At 35.0% G+C, this 12,702-nt stretch carries 14 protein-coding genes; 5 read left to right on the top strand and 9 right to left on the bottom strand.

Annotated features, from left to right (window positions below; all coding sequences use genetic code 11):
• The first annotated feature begins 118 nt into the window (after positions 1-118).
• Both R2Q16_RS17010 and arsC read left to right on the top strand, forming a co-directional pair.
• Complete coding sequence (locus R2Q16_RS17010; protein WP_316738876.1) at positions 119-709, top strand: DUF502 domain-containing protein; 591 nt, start codon at positions 119-121, stop codon at positions 707-709.
• Between the two features lie 8 nt (positions 710-717).
• A complete protein-coding gene (arsC, locus tag R2Q16_RS17005) occupies positions 718-1,062 on the top strand; it encodes an arsenate reductase (glutaredoxin) (RefSeq protein WP_316738875.1) in 345 nt (114 codons plus the stop codon).
• A gap of 161 nt (positions 1,063-1,223) precedes the next feature.
• Here arsC and R2Q16_RS17000 read toward each other — a convergent pair whose 3' ends face one another.
• The 3 genes from R2Q16_RS17000 to R2Q16_RS16990 all read right to left on the bottom strand — a co-directional run bounded on the left by R2Q16_RS17000 (position 1,224) and on the right by R2Q16_RS16990 (position 4,121).
• A complete protein-coding gene (locus R2Q16_RS17000; RefSeq protein ID WP_316738874.1) occupies positions 1,224-1,718 on the bottom strand; it encodes a hypothetical protein in 495 nt (164 codons plus the stop codon).
• A 169-nt stretch (positions 1,719-1,887) separates the two neighbouring features.
• Positions 1,888-2,595: a TIGR00730 family Rossman fold protein gene (locus R2Q16_RS16995; protein ID WP_316738873.1), complete on the bottom strand. Its 708-nt coding sequence runs from the start codon at positions 2,593-2,595 to the stop codon at positions 1,888-1,890.
• 17 nt (positions 2,596-2,612) lie between these two features.
• Entirely contained in the window at positions 2,613-4,121 is a 1,509-nt protein-coding gene (locus tag R2Q16_RS16990; protein ID WP_316738872.1) for a sodium:solute symporter, read from the bottom strand.
• Positions 4,122-4,262: 141 nt separating this feature from the next.
• Between R2Q16_RS16990 and recR the strand changes: the two genes are divergently transcribed.
• Together recR and R2Q16_RS16980 are read left to right on the top strand one after the other, a co-directional pair.
• Positions 4,263-4,880, top strand: coding sequence for a recombination mediator RecR (gene recR / locus R2Q16_RS16985; RefSeq protein ID WP_316738871.1), 618 nt, complete (start codon positions 4,263-4,265; stop codon positions 4,878-4,880).
• A 129-nt stretch (positions 4,881-5,009) separates the two neighbouring features.
• The gene (locus R2Q16_RS16980) at positions 5,010-5,822 is read left to right on the top strand and encodes an SDR family oxidoreductase (protein ID WP_316738870.1); all 813 of its coding nucleotides are present in this window, start codon (positions 5,010-5,012) and stop codon (positions 5,820-5,822) included.
• A gap of 318 nt (positions 5,823-6,140) precedes the next feature.
• Here R2Q16_RS16980 and R2Q16_RS16975 read toward each other — a convergent pair whose 3' ends face one another.
• Positions 6,141-8,225, bottom strand: a complete 2,085-nt coding sequence (locus tag R2Q16_RS16975; RefSeq protein WP_316738869.1) for an HRDC domain-containing protein — start codon at positions 8,223-8,225, stop codon at positions 6,141-6,143.
• 281 nt (positions 8,226-8,506) lie between these two features.
• Between R2Q16_RS16975 and R2Q16_RS16970 the strand changes: the two genes are divergently transcribed.
• A complete protein-coding gene (locus R2Q16_RS16970; protein ID WP_316738868.1) occupies positions 8,507-9,100 on the top strand; it encodes a DUF4142 domain-containing protein in 594 nt (197 codons plus the stop codon).
• Positions 9,101-9,107: 7 nt separating this feature from the next.
• Here R2Q16_RS16970 and R2Q16_RS16965 read toward each other — a convergent pair whose 3' ends face one another.
• Genes R2Q16_RS16965 through R2Q16_RS16945 form a run of 5 tightly spaced genes read right to left on the bottom strand, consistent with a single transcriptional unit; the run spans position 9,108 to position 12,697 of the window.
• Positions 9,108-9,809 carry a sulfite exporter TauE/SafE family protein gene (locus R2Q16_RS16965; RefSeq protein WP_316738867.1) on the bottom strand — a complete coding sequence of 234 codons (702 nt, stop codon included), beginning with the start codon at positions 9,807-9,809 and terminating at the stop codon, positions 9,108-9,110.
• Positions 9,806-10,234, bottom strand: a complete 429-nt coding sequence (locus R2Q16_RS16960) for a FixH family protein (protein WP_316738866.1) — start codon at positions 10,232-10,234, stop codon at positions 9,806-9,808. Before R2Q16_RS16960 ends, R2Q16_RS16965 begins: the two co-directional genes overlap by 4 nt.
• Position 10,235: 1 nt before the next feature.
• Positions 10,236-11,600, bottom strand: a complete 1,365-nt coding sequence (gene ccoG, locus R2Q16_RS16955; protein ID WP_316738865.1) for a cytochrome c oxidase accessory protein CcoG — start codon at positions 11,598-11,600, stop codon at positions 10,236-10,238.
• Entirely contained in the window at positions 11,584-12,531 is a 948-nt protein-coding gene (locus tag R2Q16_RS16950; RefSeq protein ID WP_316738864.1) for a cbb3-type cytochrome c oxidase N-terminal domain-containing protein, read from the bottom strand. Before R2Q16_RS16950 ends, ccoG begins: the two co-directional genes overlap by 17 nt.
• On the bottom strand, positions 12,518-12,697 hold the full coding sequence (locus R2Q16_RS16945) for a hypothetical protein (protein ID WP_316738863.1): 180 nt from the start codon (positions 12,695-12,697) through the stop codon (positions 12,518-12,520). Before R2Q16_RS16945 ends, R2Q16_RS16950 begins: the two co-directional genes overlap by 14 nt.
• Positions 12,698-12,702 lie beyond the last annotated feature (5 nt).

Raw genomic sequence — 12,702 nt, 5'->3', positions numbered from 1 at the left:
TGATTGTTTAATTGCTTAATTGATAAATTGTATAATTGATCATTGAGTAATTATTTGTTGTTTAATCAAACAATTTAACAATTCAATCAATTAATCCTTTTTTTCATAAGTTTGCAGCATGAATAAAGTCGGGAAAGCTATTTTAAACTATTTAATTAAAGGTTTATTAATTGTTGTGCCCATTGCTGTGAGTATTTTTATTGTCGTTTGGGCGGTAACAACGGTAGATAGCTGGTTGAATGTCAATAATATACTTGGTGTAAATCCTCGTACTGGCGAGAGTAGGAATATTCCTGGTTTAGGTTTGTTAACGGTTTTAACCATTATTTTACTAGCCGGTATTTTCGTAACCAATTTGGTAACCGAACCAATGTATAATTGGTTCCACAGAATGATGCATCGATTGCCGTTGCTCAATTTCATATATTCTTCTATTAAAGATTTAACCGAAGCATTTGTTGGTGATGAAAAGAAATTTAATCATCCGGTATTAGTTGAGGTAGAAGGCAATTTGAAAAAGATAGGCTTTTTAACACAAAACGATTTAAAGAAACTTGATTTGGCCGACGAAGTTGCGGTATATTTTCCACTTTCTTATTCTTTTGCAGGTCAGCTTTGTATTGTTAAAAGAGATAAGGTAAAAGATTTAAATATGACTGCCGCTGATGCAATGAAATTGGTGGTGAGTGGTGGAGTAAGTGGTTTATAGACTATAATATGATTCAGATTTATCACAATAACAGATGTACTAAAAGCCGTCAGGCTTTGCAAGAGTTGGAAAATAGTGGTAAGCCATTTGAAGTGATTTACTATTTGGAAACGCCTCCAACTAAAGGCCTACTTGAAGAATTGCTCGCAAAACTTAACATCAAACCTTTGGAATTGATTCGCAAGGGAGAGAAGATTTTTATTGAAAATTACAAAGGAAAATCGCTTAGCGATGATGAGTGGATTCTTGCCATGGTTGAAAACCCAATTCTTATCGAAAGACCAATTATAGTTTCAGGAGATAAGGCAATTATAGCAAGACCAACAGATAAGATTAATGAGATTTTGGGATAGATTACAATTTTTTTAAGCGTTCGTCATTGCGAGAAACGAAGCAATCTATTTTATATTTACTAAACTATTACCTTTTTTGTAGGATATTTCGATAGGATTTATCGCTAATCTTGAATTACTGGGCGTAAATAAATTAGAAACAAAGTTTTACGCTGTTAAACTTAAAAAAAACTCCTCACAGTCGACATAAAAATCACAAAGAGAATCAAACCATAAAGAATTCTTGAATAATATTCGCGTATAAACAATCCCGTAAATAGTAATAAATCCTCATCTACATTGCTATGGATTAAGCCACTATTTGTAGTAGAGTTGAAGATTACCTGTTTATCCTGGTGGTTATTAATGCTCCAACGGCTTAACCAACTATTTTGAAAACTCCAATCAAATTGCTCACCTGTTGAAACCGCAACCTTTGCTTTAAATGCAAACCAATCATAACGTATTACCGCTAAAACCTCATTTTTATTATTCAGGATTTTAGTTTCAGGAACCGAATATCCTTCACTTTTCAATAAATAAATGCCACCCTGTGTAGTGGCTACAGCCGTATTCTTTAAGGAACTAAAATTTAACGAAAATTTTAAAAGCCCATGCTCAAATACTTGATAATTGCTATCAAATAATCCTTTTCTCCAATTTAACATTTTCTCCATCTATAACAGATTTTTCTTTTGACTCCCGAATAAACCAATCGTTACAAATATTGTTTCATTAATAAAAAAAGTGCTTGCGGTAACAAGCACTTTTTCTTAATTATTGAATTTTGATGGATTGAATTTCTTTCAAAATCCTTTTCATCTGGAAAATCCTATCAATCCTGATCTAGAAGTTAGGTTTAAGCACATACTTATCATAGAATCTGAAAATATGTTCAGCTGCTTCTTCAGCAGTATCAACCAATCTAAAAAGATTCAAATCTTCTTCGTGGATGTTGTGCTCTTTTTCAAGCATGGTGCCTTTAATCCAGTCAATTAAACCACCCCAATAATCTTTACCAACCAACACAATCGGGAAGCGGGCAATTTTACCAGTTTGAATTAATGTCAAAGCCTCAAAAAGCTCATCCATTGTGCCAAAACCGCCAGGTAAAACCACAAAACCTTGACTGTATTTCATAAACATTACCTTGCGAACGAAGAAATAATCGAACTGTAAAAGTTTATTATGGTCAATATATTTATTATGAAATTGCTCAAAAGGTAATTCGATATTTAAACCAACTGATTTACCGCCATTTGTGTAGGCGCCTTTATTACCAGCCTCCATAATACCCGGACCGCCGCCTGTAATTACACCATAACCACGGTCGGTTAGTAATTTACCGCATTGTTCAGCTAGTTGATAATAGCGGTTGCTTTCTGCTGTACGTGCAGAGCCGTAAATGGTAACGCAAGGACCGATTTTTGCCAGTTTCTCAAAACCATCAACAAACTCGGCCATTATTTTAAAAATCTGCCAGGAGTCGGTTACTTTGATTTCCTGCCAATCTTTATTTTCAAAAGCACTTCTAATTTTTTCTTCACTCGTCATATATTCTGTATTGTATATTAAAATCTGGTTTGTGCATCAGTTTTTTTGCTGATGAAAAGCAAACCTATAAATGTGATTAAACCGTTAATTAAAATCAGTTCTACACTAAAAACATAACCGCCCAACAATTGGGTTGAATAGGTTGAAAGCAAGTAACATAAAAAAGGTGATATAATGCAAACTATCGGAACTAATTTATCGTGTAAACCGCGTTTTTTGACAAATAAACCAAAGCTGTAAAGCCCTAGAAGTGGTCCATAAGTATATGAAGCGATTAAGAAAATTAAACTCACAACCGATGAACTGTTTAAAGCGTTGATTACAATAATCACTAAAAACATCAAAATTGAGAAAACAATATGAACGGTATGGCGCTTTTTTACAGCATTTGCCGCATTAATATTTTCTTTCTTTGCCATGCCTAAAAAATCTACGCAAAACGATGTGGTTAAAGCAGTAAGTGCCGAATCTGTAGTTGCAAATGTTGCAGCAGTTAAGCCTAACATGAAAATAATTGCTGGTACTGCACCTAAATTATTTAAGGCAATTTCAGGGAATAATAAATCTGTTCTTGGTTTACCTGTAACGTGGTCTAAAGGAATATCGATGCCATTTTTCGCTGCATAGATGTATAATAATGCACCAACACTCAAGAAAAATACGTTTAGAATTACAAATACTCCTGTAAAGGTGAACATATTTTTCTGCGCTTCCTTTATAGTGCCCATGCTCAGGTTTTTCTGCATTAAATCCTGGTCTAAACCAGTCATGGCGATGGTTACGAAAATACCACCGATAAACTGCTTACTAAAGTAAAACTTGTTGGTTAAGAAATCATCCAGGAAGAAGATTTTAGAATAGCTGCTGCTTTTTATGGTTTCAAAAGCTTGTGGAATACTATAATTTAAGCTGTTACAAATGAAATAAATGGTTAAGAAAACTGATAGTACCAGGAAAAACGTTTGTAAAGTATCGGTAATGATAATTGTTTTTAAGCCGCCTTTAAAAGTATACGACCAAATTAAAGCCAATGAAATCAACACAGTCAACCAAAAAGGAATACCGTAATTATCAAATATAAAACGTTGTAAAACAATCACAACCAAATACAACCTTGTAGCAGAACCAAGCGTACGGCTAAGTAAAAATATAGATGCTGCGGTTTTATAACTGTAGTAGCCTAAACGTTGTTCAATGTAACTATAAATCGATGTGAGTTTCATCCGATAATAGAGTGGAAGCAAAACGGTACATATAATAATAAAGCCAACTGCATTGCCTAAAACGAACTGAAAATACTGAAACTGATTACCAGCTGGAGCGCCAACTTCTCCGGGTACGGAGATAAATGTTACACCCGAAAGAGCCGTTCCAATCATTCCAAAGGCTACTAAATACCATTTCGAATTTCTGTTAGCTACGAAAAATGAGTTGTTATCGGACGAATCTTTTGAGGTGACGAATGAAATAATAATCAGCAATAAAAAGTAGCCGATTAGGAAACATAGTAGAATGGTTGGTGACATAATTTGGTTTTAAGCTGATAAATGTAAGAAATTAATATTAGTTGTTTGGTTGGTTAGATTGTTAGTTTTTTCGTCCTAGCACAAAATAACTAAAAAACCAAAGCACTAAAAAACCAAACAACTATTTCATATTTTTGTACCATGAATTTTTCATCCAAACTGCTGGAAGATGCGGTAAACGAATTCTCTAAATTACCTGGTGTGGGACAAAAAACGGCTCTTCGTTTAGTGCTTCATCTTTTAAATAAGGAGCAGGAAGAAGTTAATCAGTTTGGCAATACCTTTATTAAGTTAAAGCAACAAATAAAGCATTGTTCTACTTGCCACAATATTTCCGATTATGTGGTTTGTGAAATCTGTACATCTAATAAAAGGGATAAGGAAACCATTTGTGTGGTAGAAGACACTCGAGATGTGATGGCAATCGAAAATACCGGGCAATATTTTGGTGTTTATCATGTTTTAGGTGGATTAATTTCTCCAATGGATGGAATTGGTCCGGCAGACTTATATATCGACGGCTTGGTTCAACGCGTTGCATCTGGTGGTATTAAAGAAATTATCCTGGCCTTAAGCCCAAATATGGAAGGTGATACAACCCTATTTTATCTTTATAAACGACTGAAAGAATTTAATGTTCCGGTAACAACCATTGCCAGAGGAATTGCTTTTGGCGGCGAATTGGAATATACAGATGAAATTACCCTAGGCCGTTCTATTGTGACACGTGTTCCCTATGAAACGGCGATGATGAAGTAGTTGCTTCGGTGGTTGGTTGTTTTGTTGATTAGAATGCAACTACAAAACCAGAAAGCTAACATACCAGAAAATCAAAAATCCAATGCACAAGTAACCAAAAAACTAACAAACCAAACAACAAACAAACTAATGAAAGATAAAGTCGTAATCATTACTGGAGCATCTAGCGGAATTGGAAAAGCTTGCGCAGAAGAATTTGCAAAACGTGGCGCAAATTTGGTTTTGGCTGCTCGTCAATATGTTACCCTTTGCGAAATAACTGCCGATTTAGAAAAGAAATATGGAATAAGAGCAGTTGCTGTTCAAGCCGATGTGAGCAAGGAAGCCGACTGTGAGTTGATTATCAAACAAACCTTAGTTTCTTTTCAAAGAATTGATATTCTGGTGAATAACGCTGGTTTATCTATGCGTGCTTTATTTAACGATTTAGATCTATCAGTACTCAAAAACCTGATGGATGTAAATTTCTGGGGAACGGTTTATTGTACAAAATATGCTCTACCAGAGATTTTAAAAACAAAAGGTACTGTTGTTGGGGTTTCATCAATTGCTGGTTTCAGAGGTTTACCCGGTAGAACGGGTTATTCTGCATCGAAGTTTGCAATGAATGGTTTTATCGAATCTTTGCGCACAGAACTTTTAAAAACAGGTGTAAATGTTCTGCTTGCCTGTCCTGGCTTTACGGCTTCAAATATTCGGGTAACCGCATTATCAAAAGATGGTGCGGCACATGGCGAAACCAGTATGGATGAAGGTAAAATGATGACTTCGGAAGAAGTGGCAAGCATTATTGCTGATGGAATTGAAAAACGTAAACGTACATTGATTATGACTGGTCAGGGGAAATTAGCGGTTTGGATGAATAAATTATTCCCTGCGTTTGTAGATAAAAAGGTTTTCGATTTGTTTGCGAAGGAAAAGAATCCACTAATAAAAGCGTAGATATATTCTTTACGTCATTACTGTAAAGGTTTAGTAATATGGTAACAGAGTATGGACATTGTATCTGTTTGAGCATTGTTTAAATTTCTAGCACAAGCTTAAATTAAATAGCCCCGACATAGCGTAAAGCCCGGAATGGTAGCGCAGCGAAATGAGGACTTGGAGCGGTGGCGGGACTGTTGTAACCGATGAGCACAGGTTTCGCGCTTCAAAAAAAAGTTTTTACAATTTGTTTAGTTTAGCGACACGAAGCAATCTCTACAATCAGGTTGCTTTCCCGAATGGTCAGGATAAACTATGCCTCGCAATGATGACTTTTTAAAACAGTTCTGTTGTTCCTAAATAACCGTTAACTAATCTCAAAATATCTTTACCAATCTCTACGGCGTTACCCACTCCAACGCCTTTAATGGCAGCAAGCTGCTCCGTTGTTTTTGGCAATTTCGCAGCAATTACTTGTAAAGTTTGGTCAGAAAGCACGTTATGTTCTTGTACATTTCTTTTTTCGCTAATCTTTTTCCTTAAAGAAATAAGTTCGTTGTAGAGTTGCTGATTAACGATTTCTTTTGGCAGTTCTACAGCTTTTTTAACTCTTCCGGTTTGAATATGTTCGTATTTGCTGCCTGCCTTATGGTAAACTTTTGCAAATTCATCCGCAGAAAAATTAGTCCAGGAGATTTTAAAAAGTTCTGTTTTTATGGTTAAGTCGTTTACAAAATCACTTATGCGACTTAATATTTTTTCGGCCCGTTCATCCCGATAAACATTCATGTCGTTAAATTTATCTGCAACATCAAGCATTGATTTTAGCTTAGGTTTAAAATATTGCGCAGCTTTTGTTAACCTTTCTACGATGGTTTGATTTTCTTTTACAATTGTAGATTTTGGCTGTTCAGATAATTCTTTTTTGATAAACCTCTCTCCAATTGCGATAATTTCATTTTCAAGCGGTTTAGATATTTCCCCAATAATGGTATGAAAAGCCTGATTTTCGTGATGATTGGGAAAGTTAGATTTTTTTAGCAATTGCCAGTTTTTCGACAAAGCGCTAAAATCAAGCAAATCGTGAATGAGATTCCATTCGTAATCAATTGATGATTTTGCCAAAGTTTCTGCACTAGGCGTAGTTAGAATAGCATCGTTCGTGAAACGGATTACTTTATCATCAGTTATTATATTTTCCGGTTTTACCGGAGATTTTAAAATTAGTCCATCCAAACTTCTGCAACGACTTAACGCCACGTAAGCTTGCCCGTGCGTAAAAGATGAACTTACATCAATATTCGCTTTATCAAAGGTTAATCCCTGGCTTTTGTGAACGGTAATTGCCCAAGCCAGCTTAAATGGAAATTGCGTAAACGAACCTGTATTTACTTCACTAATTTTATTTTCTCCATCAAGATTATACTTTACATTTTGCCATTCCTCGCGATTAATTTCTAGCGCTGCAGTATCATTATCAAACGAAACTTTTATTACATCACCATCAACAGCTATAACAATAGCAGCTTTTCCATTGTAGTAAAGTTTTTTGCCTGATGAATCATTTTTGATAAACATTACCCTTGCACCAATTTTTAACTCTAAAACCTCATCAATCGGATAGGCATCTTTCGGGAAATCGCCAGTTACTTTTGCCGTAAATTGGAAAGTTTCACCATCTAATTTTTCCAGATATTCTTGGTTGATTTGCGTAACCTGGTTGTTGTGCGTGGTAAGCGTAATGTATTCTTCCTTGCGGATATCGCTTAAGCTTTCATCATAACGCTCATTAAGTTTTGCCAGCAATTCGCTGCTTAATGTATTTTCCCTTATTCCGTTTAAAATATTTAGAAAAGTTGGGTCCGATTGGCGGTAAACTTTATCAAGCTGAAAAGTAATGAGCTGGTTTGAAATTATCGCTTTGCTATCAAAAAAATAAGGGCTTGCATAATAATTCCTCAAAATGTGCCAGGCATCGTGTGCAATTGGCGAAAGCTGGTAAAGGTCGCCAATCAATAAAACCTGCACGCCACCAAAAGGTCGGTTTATGGCTTTTGTTTTACGCAAAGCGATGTCAATATAATCGAGCACATCTGCCCGAACCATACTTATTTCATCAATAATTAATAATTCGAGGCACTTCAATAACTTTATTTTCTCGACAGAATATTTTACATCATCACTAACTTCTTTGTCTGGAATAATCGGTCCGAAAGGGATTTGAAAAAAGGAGTGAAGCGTAACACCACCAGCATTTATGGCGGCAACTGCAGTTGGCGCAACAATCGCATAGTTTTTTTCGGTGGTTTCCTTAATGTGCTTTAGCAAAGTGGTTTTCCCTGTTCCGGCTTTTCCGGTTAAAAAAACTGGTTGGTTTGTACTTTTAAGAAAATCGAGAATAAGCTGATGTTGGTGCGCCAAAGTATTGAAGTTAAATCTGTATCAAAGAAAAAAGTGCTTTACAATGCCAAAAATACGTTTTTAAGCTTGTTTGTACTAATAATGTTAGTATTTAATCAGTAATTCTCAAACTTCAATATCTATTATGGTAAGCCTAATAATTTATTGAAACAACGATGTGGTTTTTTGTTTTTATTAGAATTTATCAAACTAATTGTCTGAATTTAAGTTTGATAATTATCAGCTTTATCGAAAACTAAAGCTCAATTGATTAAAAATCATCCTCAAAATAAAATCCAGTTATGAGAAAGTTATTAAGTATTTCCTATTTAGCAGCTACGCTGATTATAGTGCAAGCTTGCGGTAATGGTTCAAAACCCGAAAGCACCAAAATTGCCGATAGCGCAAACAATGCAAAAATAGATACAACCAAAAATAATCCGGATACGATAGCCATTGATGTAGATAAAAATGACGCAGAATTTGTGGTTAAAGCTGCAAACGGTGGTATTGCCGAAGTTGATCTAGCCATAATTGCGCAGCAAAAAACTAAAGATGGTGATGTTAATGAATTTGCTGCTATGATGATTGCAGACCATACGCTTGCAAATGAAGAACTGAAAGCTTTAGCCACGAAGAAGAACATTACTTTGCCATCATCAGTTGGTAAAGATGAGCTTAAACTTAAGGAGGAATTAACCAGACAAGAAGCTAAAGATTTCGATAAAGCATATGTTGATGCAATGGTTAAAGACCATAAAAATGATGTTAAGCTTTTTGAAGATGGAAGTAAAAAACTTAAAGATAATGAGCTAAAAGCTTTTGTGGATAAAACATTACCTACCTTAAAAAGGCATCTCGCTGAGATTGAAAATCTTCAGAAAAAAATACAATAATTTAGCGCTATTTGCAAGCCGCACCGCTATTATAGTGGGTGTGGCTATTTGGCGATAGAAAAGGAATGCCAAATTCTGATGCTCTTAAAATTAGGAGTGTCCCTACCAAAAGCATAAACCAAGGCACCAGTTTTTTGGTGTTAAAACGAATGTATTTCTTCAAATAAATTCCGCCCAATGAAATCATCATTAGTAGAGGAACTGTACCCAAGCCAAAGAGGAGCATAAATTGTGCACCTTCACTCGGGCTTGAGGAGTTAATAGCTGTAGCGATAGCCAAATAAACCATTCCGCATGGAATAATGCCGTTTAAAACTCCTGCAAAAAACTCCCAAAAAGGTAACCTAAAAACCTTTGATGTTAATTTACTAATCGGTTTTACCAAGCTAAATTGTAAGTTATTTAGTAATGAACTGTATTTGCTGCTGAATTGAATAGTTGTGATGCAAACCAGCAAGATACCGATGCTTATACTCAGTGTTTTTTGGTTTGCAATTAAACTGAAAGTTTCGCCAAACCAACCGGCCAAAAGACCCAATAAAGTGTATGTTAAAACCCTTCCGGTTTGATATAAAAGCAAGCTAAAACCATCTTTCAAAAAGCTTCTTTTTTTTAAAGGCAAGGAAAGCATAATTGGTCCGCACATTACAGCACAATGCAGGGAGCCAAACAAACCCATTAAAAATGCCAGTGGAAGAAAATTTATCAAAGCGTAATGTTTTGTTTAAAACGGTAATTTTTATTGTTGATTTTCCATTCTAAATCTAAAAACCACAAACCTTTATCTTGAGCAGTTCTTGGTATCAAAATCAAGTGGTTTTCGCCAATAGTTTTACCTTTCATTTTTTTGTCTGATTTAGCATCAGAAGGACGAATTAAGCGCAGTTCATAGTTGCAACAGTCTTTCATTTGTATTACGATTTGGCTTTCGTTAACCTTAATTATTGGCGTTAAGCCATCATCAACTGTGTTTTTTTTCGATTGATATTCATCATCATAATTCAAGCCCTTTTCATAATAATTACTTTCAACTAGAGCATCATTTCCTTGTTTGCTAAGCATATAAGCACCCATTGCTAAAATAAAAGCCATGAAAATTAACATGGTTAAAATCAGTTTTCCTCCCCAGTTCATATTAATTTGGATTTGCAAAAAAGCTTGTCTTTGCTGTGCTTACAATTGAATTATTGGTGATTACCTTAAACTCAACTTCGTTTTTATAACCTTTAATGGTTGTCGCTTTTTTAACAAGAAAAAACGTTAAGCGAACTGTTCCTTCTTTAGGTAAAATCTTTTCACTTTGGATAAAAATTATGCTGTCAGTTTTTTCTAAAGATTTAAAAGTAAAGGGAATATCCTTGTTGGTTTTGTTTATCAATTCGGCATTGTATAAATTACTTATCGTTCCATCTGGTCGCTCTTGAAAAAGTGTTCCACTTGCCCGTAAAACAGTAGTTTGTACATTTTCTCTTTTATAAATTAGTGATGAAAAAAGTAAAACTGTTATGGCAAGAACTGCTGCGTAACCATAAGCTTTTAAACCCGCTTTAAATGTTCTTCTGAGTTTGATGTAATCGTTGTTGTAAAAACCAATTAAGCGCTTAGGCTTATTAATTTTTAGCATCACTTCATCGCAGGCATCTATACAAGCGGTACAGTTAATACACTCTAATTGGGTTCCTTTTCTAATATCAATTCCGGTAGGGCAAACCTGCACACATAAACCACAATCAACACAATCGCCTTTAACATCTAACAGGCTTTTTGAGAGTTTTCCTCTTGGCTCGCCACGTTGTTCATCATAAGCAACAATTAAACTTTGGTTGTCTAATAAAACGCCTTGTAATCTACCGTATGGACAAATAACAGTACAAACAACTTCTCGAACATAAGCGAAAACACTATAAAATATTGCTGTAAAAACCCATATCGAAATAAAACCTGAAATATGTAATTCTACTTGTTCAGTAATTATTTTATACAATACTTCAGAACCAATTAAGTAGGCTAAAAAAGTATTCGCAATGGCGAAAGACAAAGCGATATAAATGAAATGTTTGCTGCCTTTCTTTAAAATTTTCTCGCTGTTCCAAGGCTGTTTATCTAATTTTTTCTGGCGGATGGAATCACCTTCAATCCAATATTCTATCCTGCGGAAAACCATTTCCATAAAAATGGTTTGAGGACAAGCCCAACCGCACCAAAGCCTACCCAAAATAACCGTAAAGCAGATTACAAAAAGTATAGAAATGAGCATTGCAAATGCAAAGAGGTAAAAATCCTGCGGTGTAAAAATCAATCCGAAGAACACAAATTTTCGTTCCAGAAAATTTAACAAAATCAATTGCTCACCGCTAAATTTCAAAAAAGGAAAACTGAACAAACAAAGCAGTAAAACGTAACTTACCCATTTACGATAATTGTAAAGTTTGCCCGAAGGTTTTTTTGGGTAAAGAAAGTTTCTGCCTTTCTTTTGCTCGGCTTTATTTCTCTGAAGCATCTTCTTTCATTTCATTATCTGCCGAATTTTTCTCGTCATATTTCTCGCCTTGCGGTGCTTTTGCACCTGCCGGATTTGTACCATGTAACGATAAAATGTAATTGGTTACATCGCTGATTTGCTTTGGCGAAAGTTGTTTCTCCCAGCTCACCATTCCTTTTTCAGGTACGCCATATTTAATGGTTTTAAATACGTTGTTCACACCGCCTCCATGTAGCCAAAAATCGTCGGTAAGGTTTGGGCCTATGATGCCACCACCAGTTGGTGCATGGCAAACTGCACAGTTGCCACTAAAAATAGTTTTACCTGATTCTAGAACAGCTGTTGAATTATCAAACTTTACAGAATTTTCATCAACCGTATTTGCCGATTTTTCTAAATAAATAGCTTTTTCTTCAATCGATTTCGCCATTTCAGCTTCATATAATTCGTCTTGATTTAAGCCATAACCGCCAATGTAATAATAGAATAAATATCCTATTCCGAATAATATTGTTCCGTAAAATAGAAAGTTAAACCAGCCAGGAACAGGATTGTTCAATTCATGAATTCCATCATAAGCATGTTCAATTACCAGGTTTTTTTCTTCTTCAATCGGTTTTAAGCCTAAAACTTTATTCCAAACAGATGGCTTTGATTTTTTGGTTTTTAGCCAGCTATCGTAGTCCAAAGCCTCATCTTTAACAGGCGATTGATATGGTGTTGGATTTAATTGCTCGCGATACATAACCTTAAATGCATTTAGCAAGGTTATCGATACGAAAAGAAGTACGGCGGCGAAAATCAGTAAGATTAAAATCAATAAATCGGGTTGGTTTAAACCTAATAATTTCGGATCTGATTTTGGCAATTCTGCAACCGGATTTTCATCAGCAGCAAATACCACAGCAGATATTAAGCTTAAAAATAATGTTAGTTTAATCTTCTTCATGTTTGGTATCGTTATCGGTTAATGGTAACTCACTCATTATCTGTATATGGTTTTTATTCAATTTGATTAGGTAAATACTTACTAGAATAAAAAACACAAGAAATAGTATTAATGAACTGATTAAATAATATTCTCTACCAGCCAGGTTTTTTAATTGTTCGAACATGAGGT

It is taken from the genome of Pedobacter aquatilis, assembly GCF_032678425.1.
Classification (GTDB): Bacteria; Bacteroidota; Bacteroidia; order Sphingobacteriales; family Sphingobacteriaceae; genus Pedobacter; species Pedobacter aquatilis_B.
The sequence above is the reverse complement of the archived record's forward strand: the minus strand, read 5'-3'. Positions and strand labels throughout refer to the sequence as shown.

What these genes read in the sequence shown, in the direction of transcription:
- recR (WP_316738871.1), top strand. Translation starts at nt 4,263, where the DNA reads ATGAATTTTTCATCCAAACTGCTGGAAGATGCGGTAAACGAATTCTCT.
- R2Q16_RS16970 (WP_316738868.1), top strand. Translation starts at nt 8,507, where the DNA reads ATGAGAAAGTTATTAAGTATTTCCTATTTAGCAGCTACGCTGATTATA.
- R2Q16_RS16945 (WP_316738863.1), bottom strand. Translation starts at nt 12,697, where the DNA reads ATGTTCGAACAATTAAAAAACCTGGCTGGTAGAGAATATTATTTAATC.
- R2Q16_RS16960 (WP_316738866.1), bottom strand. Translation starts at nt 10,234, where the DNA reads ATGAACTGGGGAGGAAAACTGATTTTAACCATGTTAATTTTCATGGCT.
- R2Q16_RS16980 (WP_316738870.1), top strand. Translation starts at nt 5,010, where the DNA reads ATGAAAGATAAAGTCGTAATCATTACTGGAGCATCTAGCGGAATTGGA.
- ccoG (WP_316738865.1), bottom strand. Translation starts at nt 11,600, where the DNA reads ATGCTTCAGAGAAATAAAGCCGAGCAAAAGAAAGGCAGAAACTTTCTT.
- R2Q16_RS17010 (WP_316738876.1), top strand. Translation starts at nt 119, where the DNA reads ATGAATAAAGTCGGGAAAGCTATTTTAAACTATTTAATTAAAGGTTTA.
- R2Q16_RS16950 (WP_316738864.1), bottom strand. Translation starts at nt 12,531, where the DNA reads ATGAAGAAGATTAAACTAACATTATTTTTAAGCTTAATATCTGCTGTG.
- R2Q16_RS16990 (WP_316738872.1), bottom strand. Translation starts at nt 4,121, where the DNA reads ATGTCACCAACCATTCTACTATGTTTCCTAATCGGCTACTTTTTATTG.
- R2Q16_RS16995 (WP_316738873.1), bottom strand. Translation starts at nt 2,595, where the DNA reads ATGACGAGTGAAGAAAAAATTAGAAGTGCTTTTGAAAATAAAGATTGG.
- R2Q16_RS17000 (WP_316738874.1), bottom strand. Translation starts at nt 1,718, where the DNA reads ATGGAGAAAATGTTAAATTGGAGAAAAGGATTATTTGATAGCAATTAT.
- arsC (WP_316738875.1), top strand. Translation starts at nt 718, where the DNA reads ATGATTCAGATTTATCACAATAACAGATGTACTAAAAGCCGTCAGGCT.